We start from the raw sequence: 15,482 nt of genomic DNA, 5'->3' as shown, positions 1-15,482 counted from the left end.
ACTACGAGCATGAACACCGTGACCCTATACACCACCGACACCTGCCCTTACTGCCGCAGCGCCAAATCACTGCTGGCCAGCAAAGGCGTGACCATGAAGGAGATCAACATCCAGCACGAACCGGGCAAGCTTGAAGAAATGCTGACCCGCAGCGGCCGCCGCTCCGTGCCGCAGATTTTCATCGGCGACGCACACATCGGCGGCTTCGATGACCTGGCCAAACTGGATCGTCAGGGCGGGTTGATGTCGATGCTGGCCTGAAGCTGTGGGAGCGAGCCTGCTCGCAATAGCGACGTGTCAGGCACAGGAGAGGTTGGATGTGCCGGGCCCATCGCCAGCAGGCTGGCTCCCACAGGGGATCTGCAGTGAACACAAGATCTGTGCCTGGCAAACATTCATTGTAGGAGCCGGCTTGCTGGCGATAGCGGTGCAGCAGTCAACGGTGATGTTGAATGTGCCACCGTCATCGCGAGCAAGCTGGCTCCTACCGTTGATTGGTGTCGTATACGAGATCGACGTACGCCGCCGATCCCTTGTGGGAGTGAGCCTTGCTTCAGCCCAACGGCACCAACCGTTCCAACGCGTCCGCCACCCCACGCCCATAAGCCGGATCAGCCTTCGTGCAGTTATCGATGTGCCGCTGGCGAATCAACTGCGGAACACCGTTCATGGCCCGTGCGGTGTTTTCAAACAACAGCTGTTGACGCGCCGGGTCCATCAGACGGAACAGATTGCCCGGCTGCTCGTAATGATCCTCTTCAAGCCGATGATCATAGTGCTGGGCAAAGCCTTCCAGCGGCAGCGGCGGCTCTGACAATTCCTTGGAATCCTCCCATTCGCCGACGCTGTTCGGGAAATAGCTGGCCGTGCCACCGAGGTTGCCGTCGGTGCGCATGGCGCCGTCGCGGTGGTAACTGTGGTGCGGGCAGCGCGGTGCATTGACCGGAATGTGATTGAAGTTCACCCCCAGGCGATAGCGCTGGGCATCACCATAGGAAAACAACCGCGCCTGCAGCATGCGGTCCGGCGAGAAGCTGACGCCCGGCACCACGTTGGCCGGTGAGAATGCCGCCTGTTCGATTTCGGCGAAATGGTTCTCGGCGTTGCGGTTGAGCTCCATGGTGCCGACTTCGATCAACGGGAACTCGCCGTGTGGCCAGACCTTGGTCAGGTCGAACGGGTTGTGCCGATAGTGGATGGCCTGCTCCTCTTCCATGACCTGAATGCACAATTTCCAGCGCGGGAAATGGCCCTGCTCGATGTTCTCGTACAAATCCCGCAGATTGCTTTCCCGGTCCTGGCCGACCACCACCGCAGCCTCGGCATCGGAGAGGTTTTCGATGCCTTGCTGGCAGACGAAGTGAAACTTCACCCACACCCGCTGGTTGTCCCGGTCGATCAGGCTGAAAGTGTGGCTGCCGAAGCCGTGCATGTGGCGGAAACTGGTGGGAATACCACGATCACTCATGACAATCGTCACCTGGTGCAACGCCTCGGGCAGCAGCGTCCAGAAATCCCAGTTGCTGGTGGCATTGCGCAGGCCGGTGCGCGGGTCACGCTTGACCACATGGTTGAGGTCAGAAAAACGCAGCGGATCGCGAAAGAAAAACACCGGGGTGTTGTTGCCGACGATGTCCCAGTTGCCTTCGTCGGTGTAGAACTTTACGGCGAAACCACGGATGTCACGCTCGGCATCCGCGGCACCGCGTTCCCCGGCCACCGAGGAAAAACGCACGAACAGCGGGGTCTGCTTGCCCACTGAGCTGAAGATATTTGCTTTTGTGTAACGAGTGATGTCATTGGTGACGGTAAAGGTGCCATAAGCACCCGCACCCTTGGCGTGCATACGCCGTTCAGGGATGAGTTCACGATCGAAGTGAGCGAGTTTTTCCAGCAACCAGATGTCTTGCAGGAGCGCCGGACCGCGTGGCCCGGCGGTCTGGATATTGAGGTTATCGGCTACCGGTGCGCCGGTGGCGTTGGTCAGCTTTTTCATGAATGGATTCTCAATGGACTGCGGCTCATCAGGAGCGAAAACCGACGCTGATCTACGCCCGCGTCGGCGGTGTATCAACCCGTGGGTAACGCCGTCGGCGTGCTGGGGCAGACAATCAGCGTAGAACCTTTCCACGATATTGCTGGCGCGATGCCCGACGGCGCGCGAACGCAGCGGTCAAGACAGGCACCGCACAGTCATTCCGAAAGCACCTTGCATGGATAGAAAAACCTGAGGAACATGCTCGCAAACCGCGAACTAGACGGATGCAGGCAGGAGCGTGTTGTTGACCCTTTCCCATGAGCGGGCCGTGCTTTTCGGCCCCTACAGAATCTACCCCGGACAACGCCTGGTGATGGAGGCTGACCAGCCCCTGCGCCTGGGCCGAAGGGCCATGGACATTTTGCTGATCCTGTTGGAGCACGCCGGGAACGTGGTCAGCAAACAGCAACTGATGGCCGCCGTCTGGCCCAACAGCGTGGTCGAAGAAATCAACCTGCGCGTCCACATGGCAGCCCTGCGCAAAGCCCTCGGCGATGGTCAGGCCGGGCAACGCTACATCATTAACGTGGCCCAGCGCGGCTACAGTTTCGTCGCGCCTTACTCGCTGGAGCAGGTCGGGCAACATCCGGTCTGCCCGCCCAAGGCAACGAACGGCCATAACCTGCCCTTGCGCCGCACCCGCCTGATCGGTCGCCAGGCGTTGGTCGACAACCTGGTGGCGCAACTGCCGCGACAGCGTTTCATCACCCTGACCGGCCCCGGCGGCATCGGCAAAACCACCGCAGCCCTGCGCGTCGCCGAACAATTGATCGGCCGCTACCGCGACGGCATTCGTCTGCTAGACCTGGCCCCTGTCAACGACCCGTTGCTGATCCCCGGCCACTTGGCCGCGTTGCTTGACCTGTCCCTGCACGACAACGAACCGATGAGCGGCCTCGCGACCTTCCTGCGCGATCGGCAGATGCTGCTGGTGATCGACAACTGCGAACACCTGATCGACAACGTCGCGCTGCTCTGTGAGAGCCTGCTGCGCGGCGCGCCGCACTTACACATTCTGACCACCAGCCGCGAGAGCCTGCGGGCCGAGGGCGAATTCGTCCAGCGCCTGGAGTCCCTGGACTGCCCACCTCCCGCTGCCGAGCTGGACCGCACCCAGGCGCTGACCTTTTCTGCATTACAGCTGTTCGTCGAACGCGCCATGGCCAGCCATGACAGCTTCGAACTGAGCGATGTCGAGTTGCCACTGGCGATCGACATCTGCCGGCGCCTCGACGGCATTCCTCTGGCCCTGGAACTGGCGGCGGCACAAGTGGCCAGCCTTGGCCTCGACGGTTTGCTCACACAACTGCAAGACAGTTTTCGTCTGCTCACCCACAGCGGCCAGTCGACGCTCACCCGGCACCAGACGCTGCACGCCACGCTGGACTGGAGCTTTGAACTGCTCAACAGCTGCGAACAAACCTGCTTGCGGCGATTGGGTGTGTTCCGTGGCGGCTTTACCCTGGCGTCGGCAGCGGCGGTGATCGTCGGCGAACAGATCGCGCCGCGCGAGGTGTTTGGCTCGATCACGCAACTGGTGGCCAAGTCCCTGTTGAGCGTGGACGTCGGTGACGAAGAGGTGTTCTACCGCCTGCTCGACACCACGCGCAGCTATGCCATGGAAAAACTCGAACAGGCCCGCGAGTGGCCGGACACCCGAGCGCGCCATGCAAAACGCTGCCTGGCGCTGATGCAACAAGCGCAGACCGATTGGGAGCACATTCCAACAGCGCTATGGATCGAGCGCTATGCCCGGGGCCTTGAAGACATCCGCGCGGCGCTCGATTGGGGCCTCAATGCCCGGGGACCCGAGGCGCTGGCGATTCGCCTGACCGCGGCGTCCACGCCCCTCTGGCAGGAACTGTCGCTGCTCAAGGAACACGGTGGTTACGTGCGCAAGGCCCTGGCCTTGCTGGATGCATCAGCAGAGCCCTGTCTGCCGCTGAAAATGTCCCTGAAGCTGGCGCTGGGCAGCGCCTGCTATCACGCCCAGGGTGGCAGCGCTGAAACCATTGGCGCCTTCGTCACCGCCCGAACCCTGGCCAGACAGTGTCAGGACGTGGTCGGAGAGTTGCGCGCCATCTCCGGTCATCTGGCAGTCAATCTCAGTTGTGGCAACTATCAAATGGCTCTGGAACAGAGTCAGCAATTTGATCGGCTGGGGCTGGACGGCGATCCGCTGCTGTCGCTGAGCATGCATCGTTTGCGGGTGCTGGCCCTGCACTTCGCCGGGGATCAGCACCGGGCTCGGGTGAATGCCGAGGAAGTGCTCCAGCGCATGGCCCACAGCGGCCATCTCAACCGTTTCACCCATGGCTTTGGCGTGCAATACGACCAGAGCGTCGCCGCCCTGACCATCCTCGCGCGCACCCTCTGGTTGCAGGGGCAACCGGAACAGGCGTGGCGCACGGCGCGGCAGGCTCTGGATATTGCGTTGCAGATCAACCACGGCACTTCGATCTGCTACACCCTGGCCCTCTCCGGCTGCCTGATCGCCCATTACAACGGCAACACCCGCACCGCCCGTGAGTTGCTGCGGCTGCTGCTGGAACAGGCGCAAAAGCATTCGGTGCAGCTGTTCTACACCTGGGCGCAACACTATGCGCAAGTGATCGACAGCGCAGAGGCGCCACCCTCACCCCGGGCGGCGGTTGGCCTGATCAAGGAAATCATGGTGACCCTGGACACCGCGCTCGTCGATGACGATTTGCTGCAACGCGCCGACAGCGGTGCAGCGGGCTGGAGCACGGCGGAAATCCTGCGCGCCCGTGCCGAGGCGCTGCTGGCCGCCGATTGCCCGGTGAAAAACTGCACGGCCGAAACCGTGCTGATCAAGGCCATCAACGTGGCGAAATCCCAGGGCGCCCTGGCCTGGGAGCTGCGCAGCGCCAGTTCACTGGCGCGGCTTTGGCAGCGTCAGGGTCGCTGCCGGCAAGCCCATACGTTACTGGCACCGATCTATCAGCGTTTCACCGAAGGTCATGCCACGCCCGATTTGAAGGCCGCACGACACTTGCTCGACGAGCTACAGGGCTACCTGCCGACCTGAGTACCGCGCGTGATTGATGTGACCGGCATCGCGCATTTCGAACGTGCGCAATGCACCGCTGGCGTCGAGTTTTTCCAGGGCATAGCTGCGGGTGGTATTGAGGAAACGATAGCGACTGATGCCATTGGCTGTTTCCTGTGACAACAGCGACTTGAGCACCAGGCTTTCCAGCGCGCGGGTCAGGCTCGCCGGTTGCAGCGTGTCGCAGCTGATCACGCCCTTGGCCGCTTGCACGGTGAACGCCGATTTGAACACCGACAGACGCTGCAACACGGTTTGCTCCTGCGGACTCAGCCGCTCGTAACTCCAGTCGAGGGCGGCCTTGAGGGTCTGGTGCCGGGGCACGGCGGTGCGACGTCCTTGGGTCAGCAGTTGAAAACAGTTGTCCAGTTGCGCCCGCATGCCCACCAGCGCCAGCGCATCGATCTGCGCCGCCGCCAATTCAATCGCCAGGGGCAAGCCATCGAGCCGCCGACAGATTTCCCGCACCGCCTTGAGATCCTGTTCGCGCAGGGCAAAACCCTGCTGGCGTGCCCGGGCACGGCTGACAAACAATTGCACCGCCGAATAGCCCATGCACTCTTCGACACTGCGTAGCGCCGATGCCGGTGGCACCACCAGCGGCGGCAACGGCAGCAGCGTTTCTCCCGGGGCCAACAGCGGTTCGCGACTGGTAACCAGTAGCGACAGGCACGGTGCCGAGGACCGCAATACTTCAATCAACGTCCGGCAACTGTCCTGCAAGTGTTCACAGTTATCGAGGATCAACAGCGCATGCCATGCGCCCAAGGCTTCGAGGGTCGTGCCCGTGTCCAGACCAAGGGTGCGCGTCAGGTGATCAGCCAACTGCGCCGGATCATCGATCATCGCCAGATCCACCAGCCACACGCCATCGCGATAGTGCTGCAGCAACAGTTCGGCGGCCCGCAACGCCACGGTCGTCTTGCCGATACCACACGGCCCGACCAGGGTCATGAAGCGCCGCACAGGCAGCAGTCTGACCAGGTTGCCAACCACCGCATCACGCCCGGTGACCGGGGTCAGTCGCGCCGGCAAATTGTGCCGGGGTTGATGTGGGGTTTCGAGCGGCATCGCAATGGCCTGCGATGCCGTCTGCACCGAGGCGACAAAACTGTAGCCGCGCTGGGGTACGGTGACGATGTAGCTGTCGCCGTTCTGCCCGTCGCGAAAGGCCCGGCGCAGTGCGGCAATGTGCACGCGCAGGTTGATGTCTTCGACAACCGAGCGCGGCCAGACTTGAGCGATCAACGCTTCCTTGCTGACCACCGAGCCCGCGTGCTCGACCAGTACTTGCAGGATATCCAGGGCCCGACCGCCCAAACGCAGCGGCTGGTCACCGTGCAGGACCAGGCGCTGGTTGAGGTGGAACGCGTAGGGGCCGAAGCGCAGTACCGTTTCACCGTGAAAATCTCTAAGGCTGTTCATGCTTCTCCCACAGGAACCTGCCCGGCACGTGCGTCCATCCAGGCTCCGTACCGTCCATGCAAAGAGTTCAACGGTATCTTGGCAGGCCTCGGCGACGGTACAACTGTCACGGGGGGAGCGTCACGGCCATAACGGTGCGCGCAACGGCCAAGGAGATTAGCTGAACTGCTCGCGGTACTGGGTCGGGGTGAGGCCAAGTTTTTCTCCGAACAGAAAACGCATGTGCCGCACGCTGCCGAAGCCACTTTTGAAAGCCACGGTCTTGAGCGGCAGCTCCGTGGTTTCCAGCAGATTCCTCGCGCAATCGATGCGTGCACTTTGCAGAAACTCCATGGGCGTCATGTTCACTTCCCGGGCAAACACCCTGGCGAAGTGACGCGGGCTCATGGTCGCCAGACTGGCCATGCGTTCGATGCTGAAGGCTTCGTCGAGGTGTTCGAGTACGTGATTCTGCACGCGGGTGATCGCCGTTTCGTGGGGCGCCACCGCCGCCATCAGCGGGCTGAACTGCGCCTGGCCACCCTGGCGTTTCATCACCACCAGTAACACTTTGGCCACATCCTGGGCAACTTTTTTGCCATGGTCCCGAGCGACCACCGACAGCGCAAGATCGATGCCGGCGGTGACACCACCGGAGGTGATCAGGTTGCGGTCCTGAATAAAGATCTGGTCGGTTTCGACGGTGGCCGACGGGAATGCCTTGATCAGGCGTTCGGTGTAATGCCAATGCGTGGTCACGCGATACCCGTCGAGCAGCCCCGCATGCCCGAGCACAAACGCCCCGGTGCAGATCGAGCCATAACTGGCCGAGCGGCCAACGTTGTGCCTGAGCCAGTCAAGCAACGGCGGATGTTTTTCGTTGTAGGCACCGGGGCCACCGGGCACCAGCAGCAAGTCATAGCCGTCGCAGGCCTGATCGATAAACAGGTCGGCGTGCACGCTTACACCGTTGGATGCCCGCAATGCGCCCGGCTCGGTGCCGATGGTCGTCAGCACGTAGTGATCGTCGGGTTTGAGATAGCGATTGGCGATGGAAAACACCTCCAAGGGGCCTGCCATGTCGAGCAGGAGGAAGTCGGGGAACAGCACCATTGCCACGGTTTTCATGGGTTAGAGATCACAGTAATTGAACAAAAGGCTAAGCGAACGCGGTTCCCTGTGGGAGCGAGCTTGCTCGCGATAGCGGTAGATCAGTCGACACAGGTATTGAATGTGAAGCCGCCATCGTGAGCAAGCTCGCGCAGGTTTTGATGCCGTTCATTATGGCCGTATCGGGTGCAAACATCGGCGATTCATTCCACCTATTACTGTCAACCCAAATGCGACAGTATTTCAATTTACATCTACTTATTGCATCGACGGGTAACCATTAACCTTCTCCTCACTCGGACGAATCAACGTCCCCGCAGGAGATTCCATCATGCTGACCCTTCGCAAAGCTTCTGATCGTGGCATGGCCAACCATGGCTGGTTGAAGTCGTTCCACACCTTTTCCTTCGCCAACTACCGCAACCCGAAAGAACAGGGTTTTTCCGACCTGCTGGTGATCAACGATGACCGCGTCGCCGCCGGCAAAGGGTTCGGCCAGCACCCGCACCGCGACATGGAGATTTTTTCCTATGTGCTCGAAGGCGCGCTGGAACACAAGGACACCCTGGGCACCGGTTCGGTGATTCGCCCCGGTGACGTGCAGTTGATGAGCGCCGGCAGTGGCGTGGCCCACAGTGAATACAACCACTCGGACACCCGGCCGGTGCATTTCCTGCAAATCTGGATCGTGCCGCAGGTCAGTGGCGCCAAACCGCGCTATCAGCAAGAGCACTTCAGCACGCAGAAAAAACGCGGTCGCCTGCAATTGATCATATCGCCCGACGGTGCCAAGGGTTCGCTGAAGGTGCGCCAGGATGCGCGGGTGTATGCCGCCCTGATCGACGGCAAGGAAAGCGCCACCCTGGAACTGGCCGCCGACCGCTATGCCTACGTGCATGTGGCACGGGGCAGTGTCGAGCTCAACGGCATGCCGTTGCAGGAAGGCGACGGCGTGCGGGTTCGCAAAGAACAGGTGCTGACCTTGAACAACGGCGTGGATGCCGAAGTGCTGGTGTTCGACTTGCGCCCGCAGGAACTGCCTGAAATGCCGTAACCGAAAAGATCGCAGCCTCGCACCGCGGGGCTGCGATCTTTATTCACCCGTCCCGGCAAACACCGCAACAATCTCGTCAATCACCACCCGCACCCTGGCGGTATGCCGCAAATCGGCGTGGGTCACCAGCCAGATGTCATACGGCACCGGCCTCGTCCGCTCTGGCCAGAGCCTGACCAGCCCGTCCAACTCACCCATGTGGATGGGCACCTCCCCTATTCCGATCCCCGCAGCAATGGACCGTCGCACCAACAGGCTGGAACTCAGACTCGCGACAATTCGCCCGCGACCGATCGGTTCCCCGACCAGCGTCATGTCCTTGCCGCTTTGCAGATACGGCTGATACACCACCAGATCATGCCCATCGAACGCCGCACCGGGTTCCGGGATGCCATGCGCCTCGACGTAAGCTTGCGAAGCAAACAATCCCAACGGCCAACGGGCAATCCGTCGGGCGATCAGGTCCGGGTTGTCCGGTCGGGTATTGCGCACCGCGATATCGGCCTCGCGCTTGGCCAGGCTGAGAATTTGCGTCGAAGCGTCCAGTTGCACCCGCACGTCCGGGTGTTGCTGATGCAATCGAGCGATGGCCGGGATCAAAAAATCGATGGCCAGGGTGTCGGTGGTGGTCACCCGCACCGTGCCGGTCAGCCGATCATCCAGCCCCTGTATACGCCGCTCCAGCTCCAGCGCCGAATGCTCCATTTTCTCAACCGCCTTCAACGCCGCTTCACCGACAGCCGTCAATGCGTACCCCTCGGAGGTACGCAGGAACAGCGTCGCGCTCAAGGACTTTTCCAGCGCGGTGATGCGCCGCCCGACCGTCGCCTGATCGACCCCCAGCACCCGCGCCGCGCCCCTGAGCGTCGACTCGCGACAAACCGCCAGAAACACCCGTGCGTCATCCCAATTCACAGCGTTCTCCTAGTGATGCATATTCGCATCACAATAGCGCGAAATCGCTGCGTTAATGCAACGCGAGTTCTGGATAAGCTGGGGGCCATTGGAAATCCTGCAGGAGAGCTCTCATGCTCAGCCCCTCCACCACTCCACGCCAAGGGTTCTGGCTGCCGATCTTTGCCGGCCTGTGCGCCAGCCTGGTCAGCATTGGCCTGGCGCGTTTTGCCTACACACCGCTGATTCCCTCACTGATTGAGGCTCACTGGTTTTGCGCCAGCGATGTGGTGTACCTCGGCGCCGCCAATCTGGTGGGTTACTTGATTGGCGCGCTGATCGGTCATCCACTGGCGCGGCGCACCTCCAACAACACCGCCCTGCGCCTGATGATGCTGGCAGTGACCCTGGCGTTTTTCGCCTGTGCGTTTCCGTTGTCGGTGAGCTGGTTTTTCGGCTGGCGCCTGCTGTCCGGCATTGCCGGGGGCGCGATCATGGTGCTGGTGGCGGGCACGGTATTGCCACACGTCCCGGCTTCGCGCAAAGGCCTGGCCAGTGGGGCGATTTTTCTCGGGATCGGGCTGGGCATCGCCGGGTCGGGGACGATCGTGCCGCCGCTGTTGAACCTGGGCTTGCAGCAAACCTGGCTCGGCCTTGGCGCGCTGGCGCTGATCCTGACCGTTGCGAGCTGGTTTGCCTGGCCGTCAGCCACGCAACGAGCTACGCCGACGCTCGCCGATGCGAAATCGATCAACCCGAAGGTCTACCTGCTTTTTGCTCAATACGCCCTTATGGCCGTGGGACTGGTGCCGGCCATGGTGTTCCTGGTCGATTACGTAGCCCGCGGGCTCGGTGCAGGGCAGCACGTCGGCGGCCTGATCTGGGTGATGTACGGGCTCGGCGCGATTATCGGTCCGGTCAGTTATGGTTTTTTGGCCGATCGACTGGGCGCGCAGATGAGCATTCGCCTGGTTTTGGTGGTGCAAGCCATTGCCCTTGGCCTGCTGTCGATGTGCAGCGCGTTTACGGCGCTGGCATTGCTGGCGGTGATCCTCGGCTCGTTCCCGCCGGGCATCGTGCCGCTGGGGTTGGCCCGGGTTCACGAACTGATCCCCGAGCATCACCCACAACAGATCGCCTGGAGCCGCGCCACCGTATCGTTTGCCACTTTCCAGGCCATCGCCGGCTTCGCCTACTCGGCACTGTTCAACGCCAGCGGCGGGCATCACGGATTGATGTTCGTGATTGCGGCCGGGGCAATTGTTGTGGCGCTGTTGCTGGAACTGGTGGTGCGTTTGCCGACACGGTCCGATGAAAAAATCTGTGCCAATGCAGCCATCACATGATCCAAAAAACTGTGGAAGCAAGCCTGCGCCCACCCATTTCCAACTGAACTCATTGCACAAAGGCTATTGACCATGTCTCTACCGCACACCATGACCCACATCGAAATCACCCAACCCGGTGCTCCCGAAGTCCTGCAACCGCGTCAGGTCCCCGTGCCCACGGCAGGTGCCGGCGAAGTGCTGATCCGCGTGCACGCCGCCGGGGTCAATCGCCCGGACGTGTTGCAACGTGCCGGCAAATACCCGATGAAACCCGGCATGAACCCGATTCCGGGGCTGGAAGTGGCGGGTCAAGTGGTCGCCGTCGGCGCCGGTGTCAGCGAATTCGTCATCGGCGACAAAGTCTGTGCGCTGACCAATGGCGGCGGCTACGCGCAGTATTGCGCGGTCCCGGCGAGCCAGGCCCTGCCGATCCCTGCGGGCATGAACGAGGTACAGGCTGCAGCGATCCCGGAAACCTTCTTCACCGTATGGGCCAACCTGTTCGAAATGGGCGGCGCCCGCAAAGGCCAGCGCGCGCTGATTCACGGTGGCACCAGCGGCATCGGCACCACCGCATTGATGCTCTGCCGCGAGTTCGGCATCGAGGCCTTCGCGACAGCGGGCAGCGCGGAAAAATGTGCGGTAATTGGCGAACTGGGGGCCGAAGCGATCAACTATCGCGAGCAGGACTTCGCCCAGGTCATTGCCGATAAAACCGCGGGCCGCGGCGTCGATGTGATTCTCGACATCATGGGCGGTTCGTACCTCAACAGTAACGTCGCGGCCCTGGCCCTCGAAGGCCGGCTAGTGATGCTCGGCTTCCTCGGCGGCGCGGTGGCCAAGGAGATCGACCTGCTGGCGATCATGGCCAAACGCGCCAACGTCACCGGTTCGCTGCTGCGCTCGCGCACCCGCGAGGAAAAAGCTGCGATCGCGCAACAACTGCGCGAGCACGTGTGGCCAGTGTTGGCGGCCGGTCGTTGCCTGCCGATGATCGACGAGGTGTACCCATTGACCGATGCATCGCTGGCCCATGCCCGAATGGAAGCCGGCGATCACATTGGCAAGATAGTGTTGCGGGTGGAGTGACCCGCACTTTTAGAACGACGTGGAACACTGTGGGAGCAGGCTCACTCCCACAAGTCGAAATTATTCCCGCCCCCGGCGCACATCTGCTAAAACGCGAACTTCATGTCTGCACCCATGGATCACCCGATGCCCACTGCCCTTCTCACTCGCCTGCGTCGACGCTGGCTGCCTCTGTTGTGCATGGCGGCTTTGGTCGTCGGCCTGCCTGTGGGTTGCGGCGCGCTCAAGTACAAGGAACGCGAGTTGCTGTTCCGCATCGAACCGGGCACGGCGGGTTGGTATCGCGGCTTGCCGCAGGATGTTCAGGCGTTCGACATCAAGCCTGCCGGTTTCAAGGCCGGGCAGAACCTGCACGCCTGGTGGTGGCCGGCCGCGCGCAAAGATGCGCCGTCGATTCTCTATCTGCACGGTGTGCGCTGGAACCTCACCGGCCAGGCGTTCCGCATCGAGCAGCTACGCGCCATGGGCTATTCGGTATTGGCGATTGACTACCGGGGTTTCGGCCAGAGCAAAGGCGATCTGCCGTCGGAAGCCAGTGTCTACGAGGATGCGCGGGCGGCGTGGGAGCGTTTCACGGTGATGCAACCTGATGCCGGCAAGCGCTTGATCTACGGTCATTCGCTGGGCGGTGCGGTGGCCATCGATCTTGCGGCAGACCTGGCTGCGCAAGCGAAGAAGAATCATGGCTCGGTGCCGGTCCGTGGCCTGGTGATCGAATCCACCTTCACCTCGCTTGGCGATGCCGTGGCGGAAGTGGCCGATAATAACTTGCCGGTGAACTGGCTGCCGGTACGCTGGTTGTTGTCACAGAAGTTCGATTCCATCGACAAGATCGTCGACATCGACATGCCACTGCTGGTGGTCCATGGCCTGGCCGATCAGTTCATGCCGTCGCGATTCAGCCAGCAACTGTTCAATGCGGCCAACCCACCGAAAAGCCTGTTGCTGATCCCCGGCGGAACGCACAACAACAGCATGAGCCTGGGCGGCTCCCGGTATCGACAGGCACTCGATGGCTTGATGAAAGCCAAACCGTCGCAGATGGCCGGACCGACGGCGACGCGCAGCGCTCAGGACTCCTGAGGTTCACGCGCCGACGTCGGCCAGGCCAGAACGGCGTGGCTTAGCGGCTTGCGTTTTCCGCTTTCGGTTCAGGTGCGCAATCATCGATCCCCGTCACGCTGCTTCGGGGGACGAACTGCACGGCCTTGGTTTCTGCTCTCCAGGGACGAACGATATACATGCCATCCGCCTCGGCCAGCAGACGCAACCGAATGCTGCTGCCCGGATTTTCCGGGTCCTTGATCGCGTCCAGTAACTGTGTGCTGGGGGCCCAGGTCATGACCGTGCAATTGCGCGCACCGGACGATGGCAACTGCAAGGTAACCCCTGCCAACTTGGCGCTTGCCTGAGGGATGAGCCCCACTACAAAGATGACCACCATCGCCGCCAGCGCCGCGTGGGCGACGGGGTGCTCATGGCGTCGCATGACCACCACAAAATAAGCGCCGCCCAACTGGATCAACCACAGCACAATCAGCTCAAGGAGCATGAACGGCAGGAACAGCCAGACATCCTCCACGTACTCGCTGACGCTACGTGCAACCACCACCGTGACATTGAGGATCGCGACCCACTGAATGAGCGCCGACATCACGCAGGCGAGCCAGAATTCAAAAGAAACCCTGGTTTTCCAGACCCGCGTGATAATCCAGGCATGCCCGATCAGCGTGGCGATGCCCAACATCACCTGGCCGAGAATCCACCCGCCACCGGAGTAGCCATAGGCCGCAAAGGCGCCGATCACCCAGACGAAAAAGCCCAGCAACAACACGCCATACAACCACTGCAAAACCAGACGTCGATGGAGCGGGGTCAGTCCGGATTTGCCCCGGTCGAAACTCAAATGGTCACTCAAGCGTTCGCCGGAATCATTCAACCGTTGAAACAGGATGAATGCGGGCATGACGATCAGTGCCCCGAGCATCGCGATCACGAACACCAGCATGGCGAACATCGCCGGCAAGGCCGCGACAACGGCGGAAGACGTGATGCTTAGCGGTATTTTTTCCACCTGGATGTACTGGAACAGGTAAATCCCGGCGATCAGCAAAATGCTGCCGCCCAACGGCCAGGCACGCTCATTGAGCCACGACAAGCCTTGGCTCAATTGCGCGTAGCGGTTTCTCGAAGGCTGTCTGGAGGCAGCTTCAGCGGTTTTTGCGCAATCGGTGACGTCGACCGGTTCCAGTTCCATGAACAATAAATCCTTGTTTCAGCGGTGTTGAGGCACGGTGGCAGGCTTCGAATGTACAGGCCGGAGCAGGCAAAAACATCAGCCCTGCAGCGAATCAGAAGTCTCTGTCAGATAATTCGCATCAGCCGTTTGGTACCGTGCCCGATACCGTCCCGGACTCTCCCCCGTCCACTTCTTGAATGCCCGATGAAACGCGCTCGGCTCCTGGAAGCCCAATTGCTCGGCAATGTCACTGATGCTCGCGCGGCTTTCGCGAAGTTGCTCGAACGCCACTGCGCGTCGCACTTCGTCCTTGATCTCCTGATAGGAACAACCCTCGCGTTCCAGTTTTCGGCGAAAGGTACTGGGGCTCAGGTGTTGTTCCAGGGCAAAGGCCTGCAGGGTCGGCCATTCGCTGTAATGGCTGTTGCGCAGGCGTTGATGCACTTGCGACGCCAGTCCATGCTGATTGCGAAAACGGATCACCAGCCATTGCGGCGCGGTGCGCAAAAATACTTTCAGCGAGGCCAGGTCCTGCACAACCGGTAAGCGCAGGTAGTGGCTGGCAAACTCGATTTCGGTGCGCTCGGCTCCGAAGGTCAGGTTAGGTCCCCACAGTAAACGGTCATCGCTCAGCGACAGGCGTTCATGGCGAAAGTCCGCGCGGTCGATGGGAATGCGCCGGCCACCCAGCCAACACAGCAAACTGATCATCAGCACCAGGAACGTTTCTTCGCCGAAACGACTGGCATCGACGTTCTGTGAATCGGTATCCAGGCTGATCACCGCGCGTTTGCCGCGCACGGTCAGCGTGCCGCGAAAGTCGCGCAGGAACAGGCCGAAATTGGCCAGGCACTGGCGCATGGCCTTGTGCAAGTCGGGCTCCTGAATCAATGCCCGGCAAATCAGCGCAAAAGCCCCCGGCGGCATGCCATGGGAGTCGAGGCCGAAGAACTCGTCATCGAGCTCGCGGATCTGGATCAGCCACAACGCTGCAAAGGCACTGGCCGGCACCCGCGCCGATGGCTGCTGCATCACGGCGGGATCGATGCCGGCCTGTTCCAGCACGCCACGCACACGCTGCGGATCGTCCGCCAGCCCATGGATCATTGCCTGCACGAAGTAGGCGGCCACTGAATCCTTTTCCCGCATGTGAACGCTTCTCTCCCGATCATTCGAAATGGCAAAAAACATCAGCCCCGTTGAACAGTTTCGGCATAGGACAACCGCCCTGCCGGTTCTAGACTCGCGGCAATAGT

General features: G+C 61.4%; 12 protein-coding genes. 6 read left to right on the top strand and 6 right to left on the bottom strand.

The genetic code is table 11. The features are described from left to right. Positions 1-9: 9 nt before the first annotated feature. Positions 10-261 carry a glutaredoxin 3 gene (gene grxC, locus M5G20_RS01905; RefSeq protein ID WP_273917635.1) on the top strand — a complete coding sequence of 84 codons (252 nt, stop codon included), beginning with the start codon at positions 10-12 and terminating at the stop codon, positions 259-261. Positions 262-553: 292 nt separating this feature from the next. On the opposite strand, the gene M5G20_RS01900 is transcribed toward grxC, so the two are convergent. Further along, on the bottom strand, positions 554-1,996 hold the full coding sequence (locus tag M5G20_RS01900) for a catalase (RefSeq protein WP_273917634.1): 1,443 nt from the start codon (positions 1,994-1,996) through the stop codon (positions 554-556). 286 nt (positions 1,997-2,282) lie between these two features. Between M5G20_RS01900 and M5G20_RS01895 the strand changes: the two genes are divergently transcribed. Next, positions 2,283-5,087, top strand: a complete 2,805-nt coding sequence (locus tag M5G20_RS01895; protein WP_273917632.1) for an ATP-binding protein — start codon at positions 2,283-2,285, stop codon at positions 5,085-5,087. Here M5G20_RS01895 and M5G20_RS01890 read toward each other — a convergent pair. Then, on the bottom strand, positions 5,064-6,533 hold the full coding sequence (locus tag M5G20_RS01890; protein ID WP_273917631.1) for an ATP-binding protein: 1,470 nt from the start codon (positions 6,531-6,533) through the stop codon (positions 5,064-5,066). The two genes, M5G20_RS01895 and M5G20_RS01890, sit on opposite strands and share 24 nt — an antisense overlap. A gap of 156 nt (positions 6,534-6,689) precedes the next feature. Further along, positions 6,690-7,640 carry a GlxA family transcriptional regulator gene (locus M5G20_RS01885; protein ID WP_273917629.1) on the bottom strand — a complete coding sequence of 317 codons (951 nt, stop codon included), beginning with the start codon at positions 7,638-7,640 and terminating at the stop codon, positions 6,690-6,692. Between the two features lie 313 nt (positions 7,641-7,953). Here M5G20_RS01885 and M5G20_RS01880 point away from each other — a divergent pair, with 313 nt between their 5' ends. Further along, positions 7,954-8,676 carry a pirin family protein gene (locus M5G20_RS01880; protein ID WP_075945771.1) on the top strand — a complete coding sequence of 241 codons (723 nt, stop codon included), beginning with the start codon at positions 7,954-7,956 and terminating at the stop codon, positions 8,674-8,676. Between the two features lie 39 nt (positions 8,677-8,715). Here the strand turns inward: M5G20_RS01880 and M5G20_RS01875 are convergent, their stop codons facing one another. Beyond that, positions 8,716-9,591, bottom strand: a complete 876-nt coding sequence (locus M5G20_RS01875) for a LysR family transcriptional regulator (RefSeq protein WP_273917628.1) — start codon at positions 9,589-9,591, stop codon at positions 8,716-8,718. A 113-nt stretch (positions 9,592-9,704) separates the two neighbouring features. On the opposite strand from M5G20_RS01875, the gene M5G20_RS01870 reads away from it, so the two are divergent. The 3 genes from M5G20_RS01870 to M5G20_RS01860 all read left to right on the top strand — a co-directional run bounded on the left by M5G20_RS01870 (position 9,705) and on the right by M5G20_RS01860 (position 13,070). Continuing rightward, positions 9,705-10,916 (top strand): YbfB/YjiJ family MFS transporter, encoded by a 1,212-nt coding sequence (locus M5G20_RS01870; RefSeq protein ID WP_273917627.1) that lies wholly within the window; start codon positions 9,705-9,707, stop codon positions 10,914-10,916. 72 nt (positions 10,917-10,988) lie between these two features. Beyond that, the gene (locus M5G20_RS01865) at positions 10,989-11,987 is read left to right on the top strand and encodes an NAD(P)H-quinone oxidoreductase (protein WP_273917626.1); all 999 of its coding nucleotides are present in this window, start codon (positions 10,989-10,991) and stop codon (positions 11,985-11,987) included. Between the two features lie 126 nt (positions 11,988-12,113). Then, positions 12,114-13,070 carry an alpha/beta hydrolase gene (locus M5G20_RS01860; RefSeq protein WP_075945780.1) on the top strand — a complete coding sequence of 319 codons (957 nt, stop codon included), beginning with the start codon at positions 12,114-12,116 and terminating at the stop codon, positions 13,068-13,070. A 40-nt stretch (positions 13,071-13,110) separates the two neighbouring features. Here the strand turns inward: M5G20_RS01860 and M5G20_RS01855 are convergent, their stop codons facing one another. Then, the gene (locus tag M5G20_RS01855) at positions 13,111-14,244 is read right to left on the bottom strand and encodes a hypothetical protein (protein ID WP_273917625.1); all 1,134 of its coding nucleotides are present in this window, start codon (positions 14,242-14,244) and stop codon (positions 13,111-13,113) included. 78 nt (positions 14,245-14,322) lie between these two features. Then, positions 14,323-15,375, bottom strand: coding sequence for an AraC family transcriptional regulator (locus tag M5G20_RS01850; protein ID WP_273917624.1), 1,053 nt, complete (start codon positions 15,373-15,375; stop codon positions 14,323-14,325). Between the last annotated feature and the right edge of the window lie 107 nt (positions 15,376-15,482).

Origin of the sequence: Pseudomonas sp. TNT2022 ID1044, assembly GCF_028656895.1 — a bacterium.
GTDB lineage: Bacteria > Pseudomonadota > Gammaproteobacteria > Pseudomonadales > Pseudomonadaceae > Aquipseudomonas > Aquipseudomonas reinekei.
This window is presented reverse-complemented; position numbering and strand designations above follow the sequence as displayed.